Source organism: Paraburkholderia sp. (assembly GCF_049581445.1).
Taxonomy (GTDB): domain Bacteria; phylum Pseudomonadota; class Gammaproteobacteria; order Burkholderiales; family Burkholderiaceae; genus Paraburkholderia.
Window position 1 is genome coordinate 16,978 of sequence record NZ_JBAURZ010000314.1, and the last position, 15,265, is coordinate 32,242.

The 15,265-nt window shown below is 61.5% G+C and carries 27 protein-coding genes; 1 reads left to right on the plus strand and 26 read right to left on the minus strand.

The features are described 5' to 3' along the window. Positions 1 to 42 precede the first annotated feature (42 nt). The 9 genes from WCA85_RS25850 to WCA85_RS25890 all read right to left on the minus strand — a co-directional run bounded on the left by WCA85_RS25850 (position 43) and on the right by WCA85_RS25890 (position 6,885). Complete coding sequence (locus WCA85_RS25850) at positions 43 to 1,452, minus strand: DUF6582 domain-containing protein (protein WP_424067706.1); 1,410 nt, start codon at positions 1,450 to 1,452, stop codon at positions 43 to 45. Positions 1,453 to 1,463: 11 nt separating this feature from the next. Beyond that, complete coding sequence (locus tag WCA85_RS25855; RefSeq protein WP_424067707.1) at positions 1,464 to 1,856, minus strand: hypothetical protein; 393 nt, start codon at positions 1,854 to 1,856, stop codon at positions 1,464 to 1,466. Between the two features lie 13 nt (positions 1,857 to 1,869). After that, entirely contained in the window at positions 1,870 to 2,079 is a 210-nt protein-coding gene (locus WCA85_RS25860; RefSeq protein WP_424067708.1) for a hypothetical protein, read from the minus strand. Between the two features lie 58 nt (positions 2,080 to 2,137). Next, positions 2,138 to 2,446: a hypothetical protein gene (locus WCA85_RS25865; protein WP_424067709.1), complete on the minus strand. Its 309-nt coding sequence runs from the start codon at positions 2,444 to 2,446 to the stop codon at positions 2,138 to 2,140. Between the two features lie 67 nt (positions 2,447 to 2,513). Then, positions 2,514 to 3,863: a phage portal protein gene (locus WCA85_RS25870; RefSeq protein WP_424067710.1), complete on the minus strand. Its 1,350-nt coding sequence runs from the start codon at positions 3,861 to 3,863 to the stop codon at positions 2,514 to 2,516. 10 nt (positions 3,864 to 3,873) lie between these two features. Then, the gene (locus WCA85_RS25875) at positions 3,874 to 5,403 is read right to left on the minus strand and encodes a terminase (protein ID WP_424067711.1); all 1,530 of its coding nucleotides are present in this window, start codon (positions 5,401 to 5,403) and stop codon (positions 3,874 to 3,876) included. Continuing rightward, a complete protein-coding gene (locus WCA85_RS25880) occupies positions 5,324 to 5,872 on the minus strand; it encodes a hypothetical protein (protein WP_424067712.1) in 549 nt (182 codons plus the stop codon). Before WCA85_RS25880 ends, WCA85_RS25875 begins: the two co-directional genes overlap by 80 nt. Before the next feature lie 129 nt (positions 5,873 to 6,001). Beyond that, complete coding sequence (locus WCA85_RS25885; protein WP_424067713.1) at positions 6,002 to 6,562, minus strand: hypothetical protein; 561 nt, start codon at positions 6,560 to 6,562, stop codon at positions 6,002 to 6,004. 83 nt (positions 6,563 to 6,645) lie between these two features. Further along, positions 6,646 to 6,885 carry a hypothetical protein gene (locus tag WCA85_RS25890; RefSeq protein ID WP_424067714.1) on the minus strand — a complete coding sequence of 80 codons (240 nt, stop codon included), beginning with the start codon at positions 6,883 to 6,885 and terminating at the stop codon, positions 6,646 to 6,648. Between the two features lie 99 nt (positions 6,886 to 6,984). Here WCA85_RS25890 and WCA85_RS25895 point away from each other — a divergent pair, with 99 nt between their 5' ends. Continuing rightward, complete coding sequence (locus WCA85_RS25895) at positions 6,985 to 7,191, plus strand: hypothetical protein (RefSeq protein ID WP_424067715.1); 207 nt, start codon at positions 6,985 to 6,987, stop codon at positions 7,189 to 7,191. 344 nt (positions 7,192 to 7,535) lie between these two features. Here the strand turns inward: WCA85_RS25895 and WCA85_RS25900 are convergent, their stop codons facing one another. The 17 genes from WCA85_RS25900 to WCA85_RS25980 form a co-directional block, all read right to left on the minus strand. Continuing rightward, positions 7,536 to 7,733: a hypothetical protein gene (locus WCA85_RS25900; RefSeq protein WP_424067716.1), complete on the minus strand. Its 198-nt coding sequence runs from the start codon at positions 7,731 to 7,733 to the stop codon at positions 7,536 to 7,538. 125 nt (positions 7,734 to 7,858) lie between these two features. After that, positions 7,859 to 8,521, minus strand: coding sequence for a hypothetical protein (locus WCA85_RS25905; RefSeq protein ID WP_424067717.1), 663 nt, complete (start codon positions 8,519 to 8,521; stop codon positions 7,859 to 7,861). A gap of 13 nt (positions 8,522 to 8,534) precedes the next feature. After that, a complete protein-coding gene (locus WCA85_RS25910) occupies positions 8,535 to 8,777 on the minus strand; it encodes a hypothetical protein (RefSeq protein ID WP_424067718.1) in 243 nt (80 codons plus the stop codon). Further along, a complete protein-coding gene (locus WCA85_RS25915) occupies positions 8,774 to 9,034 on the minus strand; it encodes a hypothetical protein (RefSeq protein ID WP_424067719.1) in 261 nt (86 codons plus the stop codon). Before WCA85_RS25915 ends, WCA85_RS25910 begins: the two co-directional genes overlap by 4 nt. Then, complete coding sequence (locus tag WCA85_RS25920) at positions 9,031 to 9,375, minus strand: nuclease domain-containing protein (RefSeq protein ID WP_424067720.1); 345 nt, start codon at positions 9,373 to 9,375, stop codon at positions 9,031 to 9,033. The genes WCA85_RS25915 and WCA85_RS25920 overlap by 4 nt, the downstream gene beginning before the upstream one ends. Further along, a complete protein-coding gene (locus WCA85_RS25925) occupies positions 9,372 to 9,890 on the minus strand; it encodes a hypothetical protein (protein WP_424067721.1) in 519 nt (172 codons plus the stop codon). The genes WCA85_RS25920 and WCA85_RS25925 overlap by 4 nt, the downstream gene beginning before the upstream one ends. Continuing rightward, the gene (locus tag WCA85_RS25930) at positions 9,887 to 10,096 is read right to left on the minus strand and encodes a hypothetical protein (protein WP_424067722.1); all 210 of its coding nucleotides are present in this window, start codon (positions 10,094 to 10,096) and stop codon (positions 9,887 to 9,889) included. The genes WCA85_RS25925 and WCA85_RS25930 overlap by 4 nt, the downstream gene beginning before the upstream one ends. Next, the gene (locus tag WCA85_RS25935; RefSeq protein WP_424067723.1) at positions 10,093 to 10,236 is read right to left on the minus strand and encodes a hypothetical protein; all 144 of its coding nucleotides are present in this window, start codon (positions 10,234 to 10,236) and stop codon (positions 10,093 to 10,095) included. Before WCA85_RS25935 ends, WCA85_RS25930 begins: the two co-directional genes overlap by 4 nt. A 3-nt stretch (positions 10,237 to 10,239) precedes the next feature. Next, the gene (locus WCA85_RS25940) at positions 10,240 to 10,401 is read right to left on the minus strand and encodes a hypothetical protein (RefSeq protein WP_424067724.1); all 162 of its coding nucleotides are present in this window, start codon (positions 10,399 to 10,401) and stop codon (positions 10,240 to 10,242) included. Beyond that, positions 10,398 to 10,952: a hypothetical protein gene (locus WCA85_RS25945; protein ID WP_424067725.1), complete on the minus strand. Its 555-nt coding sequence runs from the start codon at positions 10,950 to 10,952 to the stop codon at positions 10,398 to 10,400. Before WCA85_RS25945 ends, WCA85_RS25940 begins: the two co-directional genes overlap by 4 nt. Continuing rightward, entirely contained in the window at positions 10,952 to 11,386 is a 435-nt protein-coding gene (locus WCA85_RS25950) for a RusA family crossover junction endodeoxyribonuclease (RefSeq protein WP_424067726.1), read from the minus strand. The genes WCA85_RS25945 and WCA85_RS25950 overlap by 1 nt, the downstream gene beginning before the upstream one ends. Next, a complete protein-coding gene (gene dnaB, locus WCA85_RS25955; protein WP_424067727.1) occupies positions 11,383 to 12,777 on the minus strand; it encodes a replicative DNA helicase in 1,395 nt (464 codons plus the stop codon). The genes WCA85_RS25950 and dnaB overlap by 4 nt, the downstream gene beginning before the upstream one ends. Then, on the minus strand, positions 12,774 to 13,586 hold the full coding sequence (locus WCA85_RS25960; protein ID WP_424067728.1) for a hypothetical protein: 813 nt from the start codon (positions 13,584 to 13,586) through the stop codon (positions 12,774 to 12,776). The genes dnaB and WCA85_RS25960 overlap by 4 nt, the downstream gene beginning before the upstream one ends. A 45-nt stretch (positions 13,587 to 13,631) precedes the next feature. Next, positions 13,632 to 13,805 carry a hypothetical protein gene (locus WCA85_RS25965; protein WP_424067729.1) on the minus strand — a complete coding sequence of 58 codons (174 nt, stop codon included), beginning with the start codon at positions 13,803 to 13,805 and terminating at the stop codon, positions 13,632 to 13,634. Positions 13,806 to 13,812: 7 nt separating this feature from the next. Further along, positions 13,813 to 13,977, minus strand: a complete 165-nt coding sequence (locus WCA85_RS25970) for a hypothetical protein (RefSeq protein ID WP_424067730.1) — start codon at positions 13,975 to 13,977, stop codon at positions 13,813 to 13,815. 103 nt (positions 13,978 to 14,080) lie between these two features. Continuing rightward, a complete protein-coding gene (locus tag WCA85_RS25975; RefSeq protein WP_424067731.1) occupies positions 14,081 to 14,677 on the minus strand; it encodes a helix-turn-helix domain-containing protein in 597 nt (198 codons plus the stop codon). Next, positions 14,674 to 15,201 carry a hypothetical protein gene (locus WCA85_RS25980; RefSeq protein ID WP_424067732.1) on the minus strand — a complete coding sequence of 176 codons (528 nt, stop codon included), beginning with the start codon at positions 15,199 to 15,201 and terminating at the stop codon, positions 14,674 to 14,676. The genes WCA85_RS25975 and WCA85_RS25980 overlap by 4 nt, the downstream gene beginning before the upstream one ends. Positions 15,202 to 15,265 lie beyond the last annotated feature (64 nt).

Genomic DNA, 15,265 nt, shown 5'->3' on the forward strand with positions numbered 1-15,265 from the left:
TTTTCCTGTGAAGTCTGGATGTGTGGTGAGGTCGCGCGCGGCTTACTTGCGCAGCAGGCCGGCGTTGGCGATCTGCTGCTTCGCAGCGATCCGGGCGCTGATACCCGTCACACCAGCGGCTTCCAGCATCGTGTCGATCTGGCCTTCCGTCAGGCCTTCCTTGGTGTCCTCGACCTTGATGCCGCCACGGGCGAGCAGCGTCATGACTTCAGCGGGAACGGTCTTGCGTGCGGGTGCTTCGGCAACCTTGAACGCGGCAGCCTTCAGGTCGGTCAACTGGGTGCCGAGACCGGCCAGCGTGTCGGTGATGCCCTTGATCACCGGGTTGTTCACGTCGAGCGCGGGAGCGGCGGCTTCGACGTGCGCCGGCTTCAGGTCGCTTGCTGCGCTAAAGCCCCAGTCGTGATCGCGGAAGATGTGCGGCACCTTGCCAGCAGCAGCATCGGCTTCCATCGACGCAGCCATGTGGTGAAGGATCTTCACGTGACCACGGTGGCTATCGAGGCCCATGCCGGCGGCTTCCATTGCGGCAGCGCAGTTGCGCAGCGCGGTGGCATGCGGCGCAACGCGGTCGCGGACTTCCTTGTTTGCGTGCAACGCGGTTTCCCCGGCTGCCTTGATGGCCGTGACATCCTTCGTCACCGTTTCGATCTGCGTGACCAGCGGCTTGAGAGCGGCGGCGAGCAGTTCCTGCAATTCCTTCGGGTCCATATCGATTCCCTGTTCAGCCTGTGCGGCCAATGACGTTGACTGATAGGCAGCCTTGTCCTTGTAGAGGACGGCAGCGCCAGTGAACACGCAGCTCACAATCTGAAGCAGGTCACCCATCGATCGAGTTTGAGCTCGGACTTCGTAACTGAAGCCCAAGGCCTCTTTCTCTTTCTGAATGCGGGCGCATTCCTGCGGAAAGTCTGCAGCGTAGAAAAAGCCTTCAATTCGCACTTCTTCGCCGACGATCTCAGCACCCGTGATGACCCCGATCTTCTGGGTGACGTCGTGGGCGCTCAGGTCGTCGGAAAAATCCACTGCCATGCCAAGCAGGCTTTCAAGGGCCTTCTCGGCAACATCCTTCGGCAGATAGGTGCGCTTGCCGCCTGATCCACCCGGAGGCAGGTCGGACGGCTGGTTCACGAACGTGAGCACGCCGGAGAACGGCATGCGGTTCGGATGGTTCGCGACTTCGGGCACGTTCAGCGACATGCCCCAGAGCGTCATCGCCGCGGCGTGCATGCTCTTGTCCCAATCGGACGTGTCGATGCCGAGTTCCTTCGCGCGGCGCAAGATGCGAGCGCGTGCTTCCGAGCGCTCGGCATCCGACAGGCCCTGCGTGCGGTCGACCTGATCCCATGCGAGAGACGTATGTGTCTCGTCGTTGATCGGCAGTTTCCGCTTGCCGGGCACGGCGAAATGCTCGGGCGGCAGCGCGTCGCGTTCCTCTTTCGAGAGCGGCATCTCAAATCCCCTTACAGCGCTTTGATCTTCTGCAGCAGGGCCAACGTGGCCGGATCCTTCACCGTTTCCATGGCTTCGAAGGCCTTGAACTTCGCACCGGCTAACGAAACGAGGATCGGGTGCAGCACCGCGTAGTCCACATGGTTCGAGCGCAGATGCGACTGCAGCAGTGCGTCGAGCTGCGCGTACACCGTCTTCGGTTTTTCAGCCGGAGCAGGCGCGGCGACAGGTTCGTCAACAACTTCCGGCTTCGGATCAGCGGCTGCGGGAACCGGATCGCTCAGCAGGACGCGCATCGGGGGGCGAGGCAAGTCGACGTCCCCGACAGCAACAGGCACATCGGCCGCACCGAGCGAACCGAACGCGACGCCCGGCTTCGGGTTGTTCTGTTTGCCTCGTGGCATCGTCGCCTCCGGATCAGGTCAGCGCGGTGATCGCAGTGTTGATCGCCGTCAGATTCGAGCCGGACGGCAGGAAGTCGGCGATAGCGTTGAGGACCTGGATCGCGTCAGCGACTTTCTCGGCGGAGAAGTTCAGCATGCCGGGAAGGTCCTGGCCGTTTTGTGCGCACGTTGCGGTTTCGGCCGCGAGCGGGGTGAGGGCAAGCAGATTGGTGCGGACGCCCATGGCGTTCTCCTATGCGTGGTGGGGTACTGCGGAAGTCGCGCACAGGGCGCGAAACTGGTTAAGCGAAGATCGTTACGTCGAACGTGCCGGCGGCCAGCGTGACCGAGGACGACGGAGGTGTGAGGGTGACCGTGAAGCCCGTCTGCGTTTTGCTCGAAACGCTCAGGTCGCCTGCCTGGCTCATGCAGCCCTGCACGCTGTACGTCGCCGGCAACTGCAGGCCAGTGATCGCGACCGTTACTGCGGCGCCTGCGCTGCCACCGGCACCGTTGGCCTGATTGGGCAGGTTGGCGAAGGCGATGCGATCGGGCTGCGCAAGCGGGCTGCTACCCGGCGCGACGTCGATCGTGTGGATGTCGAGTCCCATTGAATGCTCCTGTGTCGGGCGAACGCCCAGAGGGGTGCCTTGCGGCGATGAACAGGCGTTCGGCCTGCTATTCGATCTCGGTCAACTTCGGATTGACGACCTTTGCGCCGCGTGCCGCCTCGATGGCGATCTGCGCATCGGCGCTGATCATGTCGCCGAACTTGCTTTCCAGCGGCGGCAGGTTGCGCCGCGCGCGGTATTCGTTCGGCGTGATCGCGTTGTTCTTGTATTCCTTCTCGTAGATGTCGGCCGTAGCCTTCTCATCCTCTCGATCCAGACCACCAGGCGTCAGCTCGATGTTGCTGTAGCCGAGTCGCCCCCAGATCACCTCGCGGTTGAAGTACGCGCAGATGTTGCGCGTCATCGGCTTGATCGACAGATCCCAGTCGCGGTCCTCGGCAGTCTCCGAGGTATTGCGATTGACGTCAGCCTCAACGCCCAGGTTCTGCGGGCTGATGCCGAACGCGGTGGCGATCTCGCGGATTACGAAGTTCTGGTACTTCAGGAACAGCGCATCATCGTTAGTGCCGCGCAGGTTGAGCACCTTCGCGTCGGTACCGCCCACGACCGGCGTTTGCCCCTGACCTTCGATGTCGTTGCGCCAGTAGGCGCGGAACGCTTCGATCATCGTCTGATCAGCCGTTTGCAGGAAGATCAGGTTGGCCGGGTGCGCATTCGCCGCGACGTTGCCCGCGTATTCAGCGACACCGAGCAGGCGGTTGATCGTTTCGAACGCAACTTCGAGCGCACCGAACGCGAAGGGCGAATCGGTGGTGATGCGATCGCGTATATAGATCAGCTCGCGATTGAGCAGGTCACGGCCCTGCGCCACACCCACATTGCCGAACCCGAAGGTCTGGCAGTAGCGCGGCTGCGACTCGCTGCCGTCCCAGTCCGCATAGATCTGGATCGACAGCGCATCAACCGGCCACATCCACAGCGGCCGCAGCTTGTCGCCGCCAGTCTGCTGCTCGATCGCGCCCGCACCGCACACTAGGATGTCTTCAATCACCTGTTGCAGCAGCGATGAAAATGAATCGTCGTGGTTCGGGCTGAAGAAGCAGGCCGAGGTCGTATCGATCTGCCGCGTGATCTCGCTGTTCTCGACGACGTCCTTTTTGACCTTGATTGCCCATTCCAGCGAGCAGATCGACCGCGTATAGAACTGGATTGCGCGCGTTGCGTACGGCGTACGGCTGAAATACCGCAGGTTTGCCGGTACCGGCTTGATCATCGGCCGGGAGTCGCGCAGGTTCCACGACCCGACCTGACGCATGCGCGCGTACTGCGACGTCACGCGGTGCGGCTCGTGGCGCATGCGCCCGGCGCGGATCGCGCGCACTGCGCCGGTGACCGCACGCTTGATGCGCGTCCAGCGCGACGGCGGCGGTCGCTGATGCAGCTTCGTGTGATCCATGAATGGTCCGTTAGATTGAGCCGAACGCCAGCGTGCTGCGATGCTCGGCTAGCGCGTAGACCGCGCTGTCACCCTTGTCCGGACTGCGCCCGATGCGGGCCCTGATCTCGTCTTTGCTCTCGACCTGAATGCCTCGGGGTGTGCGCTTGTAACGTGGCGCGCACAGATCGGCGAACAACTCACGATCTGGCGGGAAAGCCAGGTCAAACCCGTTGACTGGGTCAAGTGCTTCACGCATGCGCCACCAGAGCAGGGCGCGAATGTTCGCGAAGCCGAAGCATCCCGTCACGTCCAGCTCATCCGTGCCGGCGGCGCTGCTGATGCCCCAGACCTTGTCGCCGATAGCAGCGCGGATCAGGTCATACGGCGAAGCTCCGACGCCAACCACGTCGATATTGATGGCCGTGCCCGGCTCGCGCAGGTTGAAGACCTGAGCGGCAATGACATGGCCGTCGGGTGTGTCGGCGCCCGGATAGCAGATCTGCTCGGCGAACCAGTTGCCGTAGCGCGGACTGTGAATCGTGTTGTCCTTGCCGCCGCGCGCCACGTCGACGCCAAGCGCTGACATCGGAATGCGCGGTTGCTGCCGCTGCACCCAGCGCTCTTGAGCCGCACGTATCCATTCAGACGGGATGATCTGATAGGCATCGTCCTCGCGGCCAGCTGCAAAGTCACCTTTCAGCATCTTCGAGCGCAACGGCTCGGGCAGCGCCTGCAGCTTGGCGATGTAGCCAGACTGCATGTAATACGGGTTGTCCGTCACGCGCGCAGGAATGAACGTGCGCGTCTGCGGCTTGATGATCTCGATGGGATCGAACTTCGACGGATCGAAGTCGTACGACGGCTCGCCATCGACGATCACGAACTCCCGACCGTCGACGCATTCGATCTGACGCCCCTCGACCGCCGCGTACCAACGCAGTTCGCCGGGCGCGGCCGGATTCGGATGCTGCGGATCAAGCCACGCGGCAAACCAGGCAATCAACCAGTCACCCGTCGCATCAGTCGGCGGGTTGGAGCACAGCAGTACCTGACAATGCTGGGTCGGATCTTCACTGCGATTCCAGCCGGCAATGAACTCGACCTGTGATTCGAGAAAGTTAGCTGCCTCGTCGAACACCTTCAGATCGTGCGGACGGCCCTGATACTTGAGCCTGTCGGTCTCGTGCTGCACCGAGCCGAACTCGATCAGCCGCCGTTTCCCAGCGAACTCGCAACGCCAGATGCCCTTTTCGTTGTAGACGCCGTGCTCGTGATAGACATCCTTCGAGCGGTCGATCATCCCCGCTAGCTGCGGAAACTCGCGCCTAAGGATCAGTGAGCGCTGATGTTGCGTAAGCGCCGTGCCGAGCGCCAGATCGGTCTTGCCACCTCCGGCAGCCCCGCCGTACAGGATTACGTCAGCGCGACATGCGTACGCCTGCGTCTGAGGACCGGGCAGCGGCTTCCACGTGAGCCGGTTACGCGCTTTGAGCGTCTGCAGGAGCGCCCGCTTGTCGGCCGCGCTCCATGTTCTCCAGTTCTGCCTCGATTGCTGCATCGATGTCTTTCATGTCGGCAGAGTTAGGAGCGTCGAGGCCACGGATCTTGCGGATCGCAGTGATGGCGAGGCTGGCAGCCTCGACGATGATCTTGATTTCCTTCGGGTCGCTGCTCTTCTCAGCGCTCACCTCAAGGTTGATCAGGCAGTGACGATGGATGCGCAATCCGCGCTCCATGTCGATGATGTCTTCGTTCGCCGCGCCCTGAATGGTTTCAATGGTTAAACCTGAAACCTGCGGTGAAACCTTGTCGCCCGAAACCGGTTGCGCGGCGCCGCTGAAGTGCGCTTCGACAATTGCGCGCTTGGCGCTGCCCGGGTTGCGTACCCAGCCCTTAGCCTTAGCCCGCTTGTTAATGGCGGTATGGCTGATGCCGTGTTTAGCTGCGATCGCAGTAACGGGTTCGACGCCAGCGCGGTACGCGGCCTCGATCGCTACCCAGTCGATGTCCTTCTTTGGTTTCGCCATGATGTTTCAGAGGTTGCCGCCGCCCAGCGCCGCTTGAAACCGGTATTGCACCGGCAAAGGATGTGGCCACATTTCGTCGGCGGCTGCCGGTGTTTCTGACCCACCGCCGGCTGGGGCTGCAGATATCTGCTAAGCCTTATATGGCGACCAACTGACGCCACCGTCATCCTTGAACTCAAACGAGAGGCCGAGGTGCTGCTCGATCGTCGCGCGATCTTCCGGCGTCGCATCCATCAGGTGGACCGTGTAGAACTTGTCGTACGTCGTCGCGCCGGCAATCGAATACATTACCCAGTTCTCACGGTCCGGCAGTCGTTCGCCTGTGCGCTCGTCGTATCGCGGCTCCGGTCGGTATTCCCAACCCTCGTCATCTGGCTTGTGACTGCGTGATGTGCGGATCTCTCGCATGCCCGCGTGTGGATTCGGGATGCCGTCGAAATACGCCTTGTGCGGCCAGCCGTACTTGAAGTCGGCCCAATGTCCTTTGGCGCCGGCACGGATCGCAGCGGCTACGTCGGCAGGATGCATGGACCCGCAGTAAGCGCAAGACCTCAGTTGGCCGACTGCCATGCCGGGCGCGGTCGTGTCGGGCGCTTTCGCCTCGCGCCACGGCACCAGACCATCCGGGTTCTGCGCGATGCCGAAATGGTTCATGCCGCGCCGGTGCGCGACGCTCTTCGGTTCGTTCATGCGGAAACCCTGAAAGAAAAGAGCCCGGTGAGTGCCGGGCGAATCCATCAACTCTCATTGACGGCGGAGGATTTGTGGCGCGATCAGAAAGCGCCGTGGCTGGCGATCGTCTTGCCCTGTGCGTTCAGCACATAGGCATTGCCTTCCAGTTCAACCGTCTGCAATCCCTTGTTGGTGAACCAACTTGCCCGGATGCCCTGCGGATACACATCGCTCTGGCCGAATGACAGTGCGGAGTCGTCGGGCACCGGATACATCGTGAAGTGCTTGCGCGGCGATTCATCGGGCAGATCCTGCCCGGACATAGCTTTCAGGAACAACATGGCCTACTCCTAGTGAATGGGCATCTCTGCCCAGAAAACAAAAAGCCCGCGTTGTTTAGGCGCGGGCGAATCCAGCGACGCGAGTCGATGGAGGAGACGATGTTACTGAAGGTGCGGGAATCGAACCCGACTACGCCCGCCCACGAGGGGCCGCTCTTCCACTTCGCGTTTATGGGCTACACCTTCACTGAAGCGCGCAACCAGTCTGGCGTTCCGCCGCTTTTATCCGGCCGCGCCGGAGTCTCGCGCTTCAGGGAGAGTGCTCGTACGCAGAGCCAGCGGCCGATTTCCTTCGGCGTCGTATGAGAGCAGGGAACCTGGGAGAGCAACGACAACGCTTTCGCCTGCCGCTATGGGTTTATTACCGGGTCTGCGGCACTCACGGCTGGCGACCGACATACTAGGAGACGGGTTGCCGCTTCGCCCGGGGCAACGGGCGGCAGGGCCGCTTTTCTGTCGATCGCCATGCGTGAGAGGCCCGGCGCCGCGCGGGTGTCTTCAGTGCAGCCGACCTGCACGTCGCGGTGTCGAGCAAAGCTATTGCCCAACCAGCCAGTCGCACCACGCTGTTAGCGCGGTTGCGCAGGCGAGATGCCATGACGCGGCCAGCAGGGGGCCGGCGGCGAACGCTTCGAGGATGGGGTTCATGTTTAGTGGCGAGGTGCGAACATTGCTTGTGCGGCCTCAGCAGGCGTGAGGCCGGATGCGTAGTAACCATGCATCTGTTCGTATGCGCCGCGCGTTGGGCGCCACGGTGGCGTCACATAGCCAGCGGCAACGGCTTCGTCGAATGCAACAGACGTCCACTCGGTGAGTGCCGCTTGCTCGGCTTCGGTCAGATCATCCATGACGAACTCCGAGCAGAAATGCAAAAACCCCGCGAGCGGTGTGCTGGCGAGGTTTCAGGGGGTATTGCGGTGAGTCTGGCGGAATACTATGAGGTTTGTCGCAAAAAATCAAGGTCTTTTCGCGGTCAATCGCACGTCAGTTCGGGCTCTGCGCGTTTCGCTACGTCGGCAGATTCTGGGAGCGGTTCATCGGCGACAAACTCCTCTGTTTCAACAACCCCTTGAGCCTTGAACTTGGGCTGCAGACGCGCGATGCCGAGCACTTCCATTGCCCGATAATGCTTCGCCATCCATATTGATGCGCGGTAGACCTTATCTTTGGTCACCTTGGCTTCATCTGCCAGGTCACGGAACGAGAGGTCGTCGCGCTCATCCTTGGGCAGGTAATGGCGCGCGGTGAGCTTGGCGCACGGCTTGAGGCCCAGTCCGCAACTTCGGCGCGCATGTAGGGCCAGTCGCATTACTCCCCTCTGCTTATCCTCGCCAACACCGAAGCGGGCGAGCAGGGCGGCCGACTCGGTCTTGGGCAGCCGGTCGCGCACCGCGGCGACGATCATCGCGCACTGGGCGCGCACCTCGATCTGGTCGAGGCCTGCAAAGTTCACGGTCCCTGACGGCGTGCCCTTCAATTGATCTAGCCAGAGCTGCTGGCGCTGCGACAGCTTCGGCGCCACCTCCATCACCTTGATCAGGAACTGCCTGAATTTGTTCTCCCCCATGGCCGGTACCGAGAGGATGAGAAACGATACGTGGAGGGCCTGCTCTGTGCTCTCGAAAATAGCGTCCATATGGTTTCTCGCTTTAAGTTTTGCTGTTTTTGCGTTTCTTGGCCGCTTTCACGGCGACTGCTTTTACTGCGTACACCGGGCACCGCTCAGACTCGTACAGGTCACGTACCGCCTTGCGCATGCCCCTCTTGCAGGTGAACTTCTCGAACCCCGGTGTACGGTCCTGATCGACGAACCGGCAGCCGTGGCAGCATTCGCGTTGCTTGCGCTGCAGTACGAGCTGCGGATCGTCGGCGTCTGGCCAATTGGCACTCAAGCGTCCTCCTCGCCGGTCACACCAAGGAAGCGGTATTCGACGCCAGGCTGCTCAGCTCGCTCGGCGGCTTCGGCGATGTCCCACATATCTGCATCGCGGGGAGGCGTCGCGGGCAACCGCATCTCGAGGTGATCGACCGGCACTCCGATCGCTGCGGCGAGCGCTAGACCCTCCGCCCATCCGTCCATGACGGCGCGGCGCATCTCTAGTTCGGCCAGCTCGCGCCCGGCAATGAGCCTCTTAAACCAGCTGATCATTTGAGAACCCCCTTGGCGTGCAGCCGGACAATTGAACGGATGTGGCCTTCGTGCCACGCGAGAACCACATCGGCGTACGTCATGCCTGCGGGTGGCGGCCGCTGACCGTCATAGACCGCATCGCACGCGGTGCACGCGTAGGCACCGGCGAGGTCGTCAGCCTTCAGCGCGCCAGCTTTGCCGCCCGCGCCGCCGCGGTAGTGACTCCAGATCGTTGCGCGCGGATCGAACAGGCAAGCGCCCGGCAAACGAACGAGGCAGTCCTCGTCGCGCGCCGAGTCGCGGATCTTCTGATTGCGATAGGTGAGCTCTTTCGGGAAGCCGATGAGGCGCGCGGTCACTCGTCGAACTCCTGGAAGATCGCTTCGATCATCCGTTCGCCGCCGGCAGCATCGAGGTGCGGCCACAGATATTTCGTCGCGTGCTGGGTGCGCAGGAACGCGATCGCGTCATCGTGAAACTTGCGCATCGCCTCTTCGTCGCACTTTTTGTAGCTGATCGAGCGCGGCACCGGAACGACGCCGCCTTTCGGTCCGGCCATCCAGTCAACGAACCCGGCGCCGATCTTCAGCCAGATGCGGAACTGCTCGAATGTCCGGATGCGCTCCTGGCATTTGAAGACGCTTGTCTCCATTACCATGTGGCGCTTGTGAAATCCGGAGTGGCGCGGCGCCCACGTCTCGATGCTGAAGATCTCGCCGACGTTCAGACTGACGATGCGGTTCCAGAAGCGTCGCCAGGACTTCTGGTCCGACTCGGACAGGCCGTCGACCATGCCGAAGAGGGCAGTGCGCAAGACTTCCTTCTGCTCGTCGGTCAGGGCGACATTGCCCTTCGATAGCGTTATCTCGCTCACTTGAGCCTCCGGTTCGAGCATGCAAAGCACTTCGTGCCAGTGAGAATGCCGACGCGGCAGGATGTGCACTGACGCTCGCGGTTGAGGGTCGGTGCCACCGGCACGGTAGGGCCGTCAGTGAAGTTCCAGCTTCGATAGTTGGGATATGACAGCCCTGATCCACCGAGGGCAGCGGCGAGCGCGGAGGTGAGAAGGCGACGCTTCACGCAAGCCTCCCCGCGATCGCAGCCGCGCCCATGAGCGCGTATATCGCCCACGATTGCCAGTTGCCCCAGCCGATGCGGCGCGACCCAAGCACGGCGGCGATGGCCACAAAGATCACCACGTAGACGACAGCTTTCGGCATCGCTCAATACCCCTTGTGCGGATTCTTCTTTGCATCGCGCTCTGCCTGCTCGCGCTGGACGCGGTAGCGACCCTCGCGGGGCGTCTCTTGCCGCGGCGCCGGCTGTTGCTCGTGGTGCTCGCGGATGGTCTTGGCCTGATCGCGGAGTGGATCGTTCGAATTCACGCCGCCTCCTGCTCGTCGTCGTGCAGATGCTTGATGACGCGGCCGCGCTGGCCGACCGGAATCTGGACAAACCCAGCGACAGGCGCAAACGGATTGATTGCACGCGCCGCGGCTGCCTTGCGATTGCGTGTCCGGCGTTGATAAGGCTCGTCGGAACGATCACCAAGCAAAACCATCTCGGTTGGCTTGCCCCTTCCGACGGGCGGCTCCCACTTGGCGACGTACCACTCCTTTCGGTGCGCACCGAGTACTTCACCGACCGCCTGCTTCGTAACGCTCAGGCGATCTGCGATCTGATCACGCGTCAACGCCTCGTGCTCGATCACTGCCTTGATGCGATCCCATGCGGGGAGAGGGCGCGGATTGTCCCTGATGCCGCGCGGCCGCTTCAGCCCGAGGTTGACCCGGGCGTAGACCTTGATCGAGCCACGTGTGTGCCGCGGCAACATCTTCAGGATTTCCGTCATGGGGATGGGCCGTTCGTAGTTCGCTTTCAACCACGTGTCCTCCCATACGAGCCACGCATTCCAGTCGTGTTTGGTCGTTTGCATCACGCAATCTCCAGATCAAGCGCACGCGCAATCACGTCGACTCGCGGCGAGACCGCATAGCGCTTCTTGAGCAGCACGTCGGTGATCCGCGCATCGTCGACATACACGACACCGTTCATCCCGTCCTTGAGTGCCTTGAGCACGTTGTCTGCATCCGGCTTCTTCGTGGCCCCGACCAGTCCGGTACGTGCCTTTTCCTGTTTCTTCTTCGACCAGCTCTGCGGGATAGGCAGGTAGATCGCGACCGTCAGTTCGACGGGGCTATCGAACGGATCCGCGCCGCGCATCGCTTCTTGCGCTGCGAGCCGCACGAGGTTCTCGTACTGCACGGTTTCCTTCGGCGTGTACGTGGTGACGAAAGTGCCACGGCGCGCGAACTTGGCGCGGCCCTTTGCAATCGGGGTGCCGGGCACGGAGAAGACGACCTGGTTCATTCAAAACCCCTGCGAGATTTTTCGGGTGTGCTGCGCGGCGCCGGCACGTAGCCGGGAGCTAGATCGGAGAACCGTTGATACTCGCCAGCGAATGCGAGTCGAACCGGACCCGTCTCGCCGTTGCGCTGTTTGCCAACGATGATTTCGGCCGTGCCGCGGTCCGGTGTGTCCGGGTTGTAGACCTCATCGCGGTAGAGCAGCATGATGATGTCGGCGTCCTGCTCGATCGCGCCAGAGTCGCGCAGATCGCCCATGTTCGGCCGCTTGTTCGGGCGTTGCTCGACGCCGCGGTTCAACTGCGAGAGGGCAATCACCGGAACGTCGAGGTGCTTGGCGAGACCCTTCAGGCCGGCGGAGTAGCTGCCGATCTTCAGGTCGTGACGCTCTTCGGTGCCACCGGTCATCAGGCCGAGGTAGTCGACGATGATCAGCTTCAGGCCGTGGCGGCGCTTCACGGTGCGTGCGCGGCTCGCGATCTGGGCCATCGACAGACCGGAGGTATCGTCAACGAGCATCTGCATCTCGGACATCACGGTGACGCCGCGAGTCAGACGCGGCCAGTCTTCATCGACGATCTTTTTCCCGTCCAGCACGTGTGCCAGCGGGATATGGCCAATCCGCGCGAGGTTTCGCTGATGGAGCGACTTGCCGGACATCTCGAGCGAGAACACCAGCACCATGCCCTCGTTCTCCGCGACGTGACCGCCGATGCACATCGAGAACGCAGTCTTGCCCATCGAAGGGCGGCCAGCGACGATGATCAGTTCGGAACCGCGCAGGCCGCCGCCCAACTTCGCATCGAGGTCGCGAAACCCCGTCGAGACCAGTTCGAGTTCGGCGCCGTGAAAGCGGCGATCGATCTCTTCGACGATCTGCGTCAGGACCGGTCCTGGCATCTGCGGTTCAAACGAACGCGCCTCAGCGAGCGGTTCGAATTTCGCCTGGGCTTCGCTGATGATCTCGGATACCGGCTTGCCGTTCGGCCGGAAGGCCATTGCCGAAACTTCGTCAGCCGCCGATATCACGCCGCGCAGCTTCCATCGATCGATGATGATGTCGGCCCAACGTGCGATGCCCGCGCTGCCAGGCGTGCTTTGCACCACGGCGTTCAGGTAGGCGAGGCCTCCAACGGAATCGGCCTTACCGGACGCGCCGAGCGCCTCGAAGACCGTGATCATGTCGGCCGTGCGGCCAGCGATGATCAGCTTCGTGATGTGCTCGAAGATCACGCGGTGGTCGTAGCGATAGAAATGCTCGGCTCTCAGATCGCCGATACGGTCCAGCGCATCGTTGTCGCTCATCAGCGCACCGAGCACCGATTGCTCGGTTTCGACGCTGTGCGGTGGGACGGCGAGGCCCTGGTTGTCGGGCAGGTCGTTAGGGGCGTTCATTCATCTTTTCCGTGGTGTCGTTTTGCTTGCTCGCCCTGTGTCGTCAGACCGCACGCGCCGTCAGCGCGCAGGTACCAGAGCTTGAACCAGCAGCCTCGAACGGACTTGCGATAAACCGATCGCCAGTCCTTGTAGCGCTTGGCGTCCGGCAGGCAATAGCGTTCCTTGAACTCAAGCCAGTGCAGCTTCAGGAACTCGTCCGGGATACCGGTCTGGTCCGCATAAGCGAACACCGGGTCGTCTTTCAAAATCGGCTTCTCGCCAGCCTTGCGGCACTCTTCCAAAAACGTCTTCAACGAAACTGCGGCCTTGCGGGTTGGTTTGCCTGCACCGGTGTCCTCGGGTCCATCGCCCCCCTTGGGGGGTATGGGGGGTTCTTCTTTAGTCTTACTCTTATCTTCTCTAGCTAACGCACCTGTAACGGCGGCATTCGGTTCCTGTAACGCTGGTGGCGTTACATCACCGTTACCTCTATGACTGGCAACGCGTTTGGCGGTCTGCGCACGGCTCTTGGCAGACACTCCGTTGTGATCATCGAACTTGAAAATGCGAATACCGCCATCGATTTCCTCAATCCAGCCGATCTGCGCGAGTGCGGCGCCGAGGTTAGGCACACCCGTCTTGCGTGCAATGGTCGCGGGCGTCATACCGACCAGAACGCCATCAGCCGAATGGTCGTCCGCCGTGGCCCAAAGCCAATACAGGCCGCCGACTACGGCTGCTTCCGTGCAACCTGTCAGGTCGCAAAGACGCGAAACCCTTGGGTCATCCCAAAGGTTCGTGCGCATCTTGATCCATTCACCTGCCATGTATGACACTCGTGCAGTGTTGGTGCTGTTCCGTACCTGTAACGCTCACTGCGTTACGCGGGCGTTACTGATTTTTGCTTCGTACTGCTTCAGCTTGCGCAAGGCTTCGCCGGCCATTCGCGTGGCGGGTGTGTCTTCTTGGCAAAGCTCCATCCGGTGCAGCAACTCGGACACTTCGCCGAGCAGCGGATCAATGTGAATGGGTTGTGAGTTGTTCATGTGAACCTCAACGGCGAAGACGCGGCTTCTCGGTCATGCGGGCCAGCGATGCGCACAGGAGGCTCACGAGCTGGTACTTCTCGGCTTTCTTGCGTGTCTGGCCAATCATCTGTGCCAGTTCGGATTGCTCGCGCCACTTGTCAGGCGCGACATTGAAGAGATCGCGTCTCATGAGCACTCCCTCACCACATGCATGCAAAAGTCGGTAATTGCGGCAAGCATAAGAAACGTGATGAGGACAGTGGCGCCGACGAGAATCAGGGCTTTTAGGGTTTTCATGCGACCTCCAAAGCAATTCCCGCCTTGTAGAGTAGGTATTGCGTGACGACTCGATTACCGACCGCCCATTCGAAGTCATCGATCTGTTCGGCCGGCAACGTGCGCTTGCCACGCGCCGGACCGCCGGAAAGCATTTCAGTGATGTGCGGAGCGTGAATGCCAACGCGCTCAGCGAGTGCGGCGCGGGTCATGTTGCGGGTCGAACGCAGTTCCCACGCTAGAAGAACCGCGTCGCGATAGCTTTCGCACTGAGCCACGAGATCAATGGGGGCTGGCAACGGAATCGGCATTCGCGCTTTCCAGCCGCGCTCGTGTTCAATTACTGCGCTCAGGTATTTCTCGGCCGCAGCGGCGCTGGGTATGGCGACTCCGCGACGCGCATTGCACGAATCGCATACGGCATCGACGGCCAAGGGCTTGCCGTAATCCCGGTGGTCGTAAGCCTGGGCGGTTTCGCCACAATCAGCGCAGGGAAGCGTGGCAGCCGGAGCGAGATCGCCGCGCGCCACTGCTTTGCTCACTTCGACGTGCGCGTGGCGTGCGCCGGAAACAAGTTTGTCGGCATGCCTAGCCTGGATGATGAGTTCGTTCAAGCTGCCCTCACTGCCGCCAGCTGCGCTTCGAGTTCACGGATCCGCGCATCCTTGGACAACTCGATCAGTTCGCAGCCGGTCATCAGCGCATCGAACTGAGCCGGCGCGCGGTTATCGCACAGGCTCATGAGGTCGATACGCTTCGTGTCCGGAAACCATGCCTTCCCTTGCATAATTCGAGAGAAGTGGCCTTTGTCGATACCAAGCTTGTCGGCCAGATATTCGTTGGTGTGATTCGAAAGCTGAATGCACAAACGGATCGCATCAAGACCGTGGCGACACTTTTTCACAAGTTCATCAGGTGCGTTCTTCATCGCGCGTACCCCAGCCAGAAAAGGCATTTCTTTTTGCATTCGGATGGCCCCCAAATCAGCGAAGGAACTCGCCATGTCTCTCTGCGTTTTGCCAACAATTGCGAACGGTTGCGGAAGGTTGACTGTCACTTCAGGCCCTAAAAAAGCGATGATTCGGTCATCGCTTAATTTCCCTACGGCCCCGTCATGCACACCTTCAGTACTGCGCACGCCTCACACGGTATTTGCCAGCTTCTCGTTGCCCGACGTGCCGCATGTGGGTATTGCCACAAAC

Excerpts from the sequence above, each read along its gene's own strand:
- WCA85_RS25880 (WP_424067712.1), bottom strand. The coding sequence starts at position 5,872 with ATGGCGAAACCAAAGAAGGACATCGACTGGGTAGCGATCGAGGCCGCG.
- dnaB (WP_424067727.1), bottom strand. The coding sequence starts at position 12,777 with ATGAACGCCCCTAACGACCTGCCCGACAACCAGGGCCTCGCCGTCCCA.
- WCA85_RS25850 (WP_424067706.1), bottom strand. The coding sequence starts at position 1,452 with ATGCCGCTCTCGAAAGAGGAACGCGACGCGCTGCCGCCCGAGCATTTC.
- WCA85_RS25905 (WP_424067717.1), bottom strand. The coding sequence starts at position 8,521 with ATGGACGCTATTTTCGAGAGCACAGAGCAGGCCCTCCACGTATCGTTT.
- WCA85_RS25970 (WP_424067730.1), bottom strand. The coding sequence starts at position 13,977 with ATGAGACGCGATCTCTTCAATGTCGCGCCTGACAAGTGGCGCGAGCAA.
- WCA85_RS25890 (WP_424067714.1), bottom strand. The coding sequence starts at position 6,885 with ATGTTGTTCCTGAAAGCTATGTCCGGGCAGGATCTGCCCGATGAATCG.
- WCA85_RS25875 (WP_424067711.1), bottom strand. The coding sequence starts at position 5,403 with ATGCAGCAATCGAGGCAGAACTGGAGAACATGGAGCGCGGCCGACAAG.
- WCA85_RS25945 (WP_424067725.1), bottom strand. The coding sequence starts at position 10,952 with ATGCAAACGACCAAACACGACTGGAATGCGTGGCTCGTATGGGAGGAC.
- WCA85_RS25965 (WP_424067729.1), bottom strand. The coding sequence starts at position 13,805 with ATGAACAACTCACAACCCATTCACATTGATCCGCTGCTCGGCGAAGTG.
- WCA85_RS25960 (WP_424067728.1), bottom strand. The coding sequence starts at position 13,586 with ATGGCAGGTGAATGGATCAAGATGCGCACGAACCTTTGGGATGACCCA.
- WCA85_RS25950 (WP_424067726.1), bottom strand. The coding sequence starts at position 11,386 with ATGAACCAGGTCGTCTTCTCCGTGCCCGGCACCCCGATTGCAAAGGGC.
- WCA85_RS25915 (WP_424067719.1), bottom strand. The coding sequence starts at position 9,034 with ATGATCAGCTGGTTTAAGAGGCTCATTGCCGGGCGCGAGCTGGCCGAA.
- WCA85_RS25870 (WP_424067710.1), bottom strand. The coding sequence starts at position 3,863 with ATGGATCACACGAAGCTGCATCAGCGACCGCCGCCGTCGCGCTGGACG.
- WCA85_RS25860 (WP_424067708.1), bottom strand. The coding sequence starts at position 2,079 with ATGGGCGTCCGCACCAATCTGCTTGCCCTCACCCCGCTCGCGGCCGAA.
- WCA85_RS25935 (WP_424067723.1), bottom strand. The coding sequence starts at position 10,236 with ATGCCGAAAGCTGTCGTCTACGTGGTGATCTTTGTGGCCATCGCCGCC.
- WCA85_RS25855 (WP_424067707.1), bottom strand. The coding sequence starts at position 1,856 with ATGCCACGAGGCAAACAGAACAACCCGAAGCCGGGCGTCGCGTTCGGT.
- WCA85_RS25885 (WP_424067713.1), bottom strand. The coding sequence starts at position 6,562 with ATGAACGAACCGAAGAGCGTCGCGCACCGGCGCGGCATGAACCATTTC.
- WCA85_RS25895 (WP_424067715.1), top strand. The coding sequence starts at position 6,985 with ATGTTACTGAAGGTGCGGGAATCGAACCCGACTACGCCCGCCCACGAG.
- WCA85_RS25900 (WP_424067716.1), bottom strand. The coding sequence starts at position 7,733 with ATGGATGATCTGACCGAAGCCGAGCAAGCGGCACTCACCGAGTGGACG.
- WCA85_RS25865 (WP_424067709.1), bottom strand. The coding sequence starts at position 2,446 with ATGGGACTCGACATCCACACGATCGACGTCGCGCCGGGTAGCAGCCCG.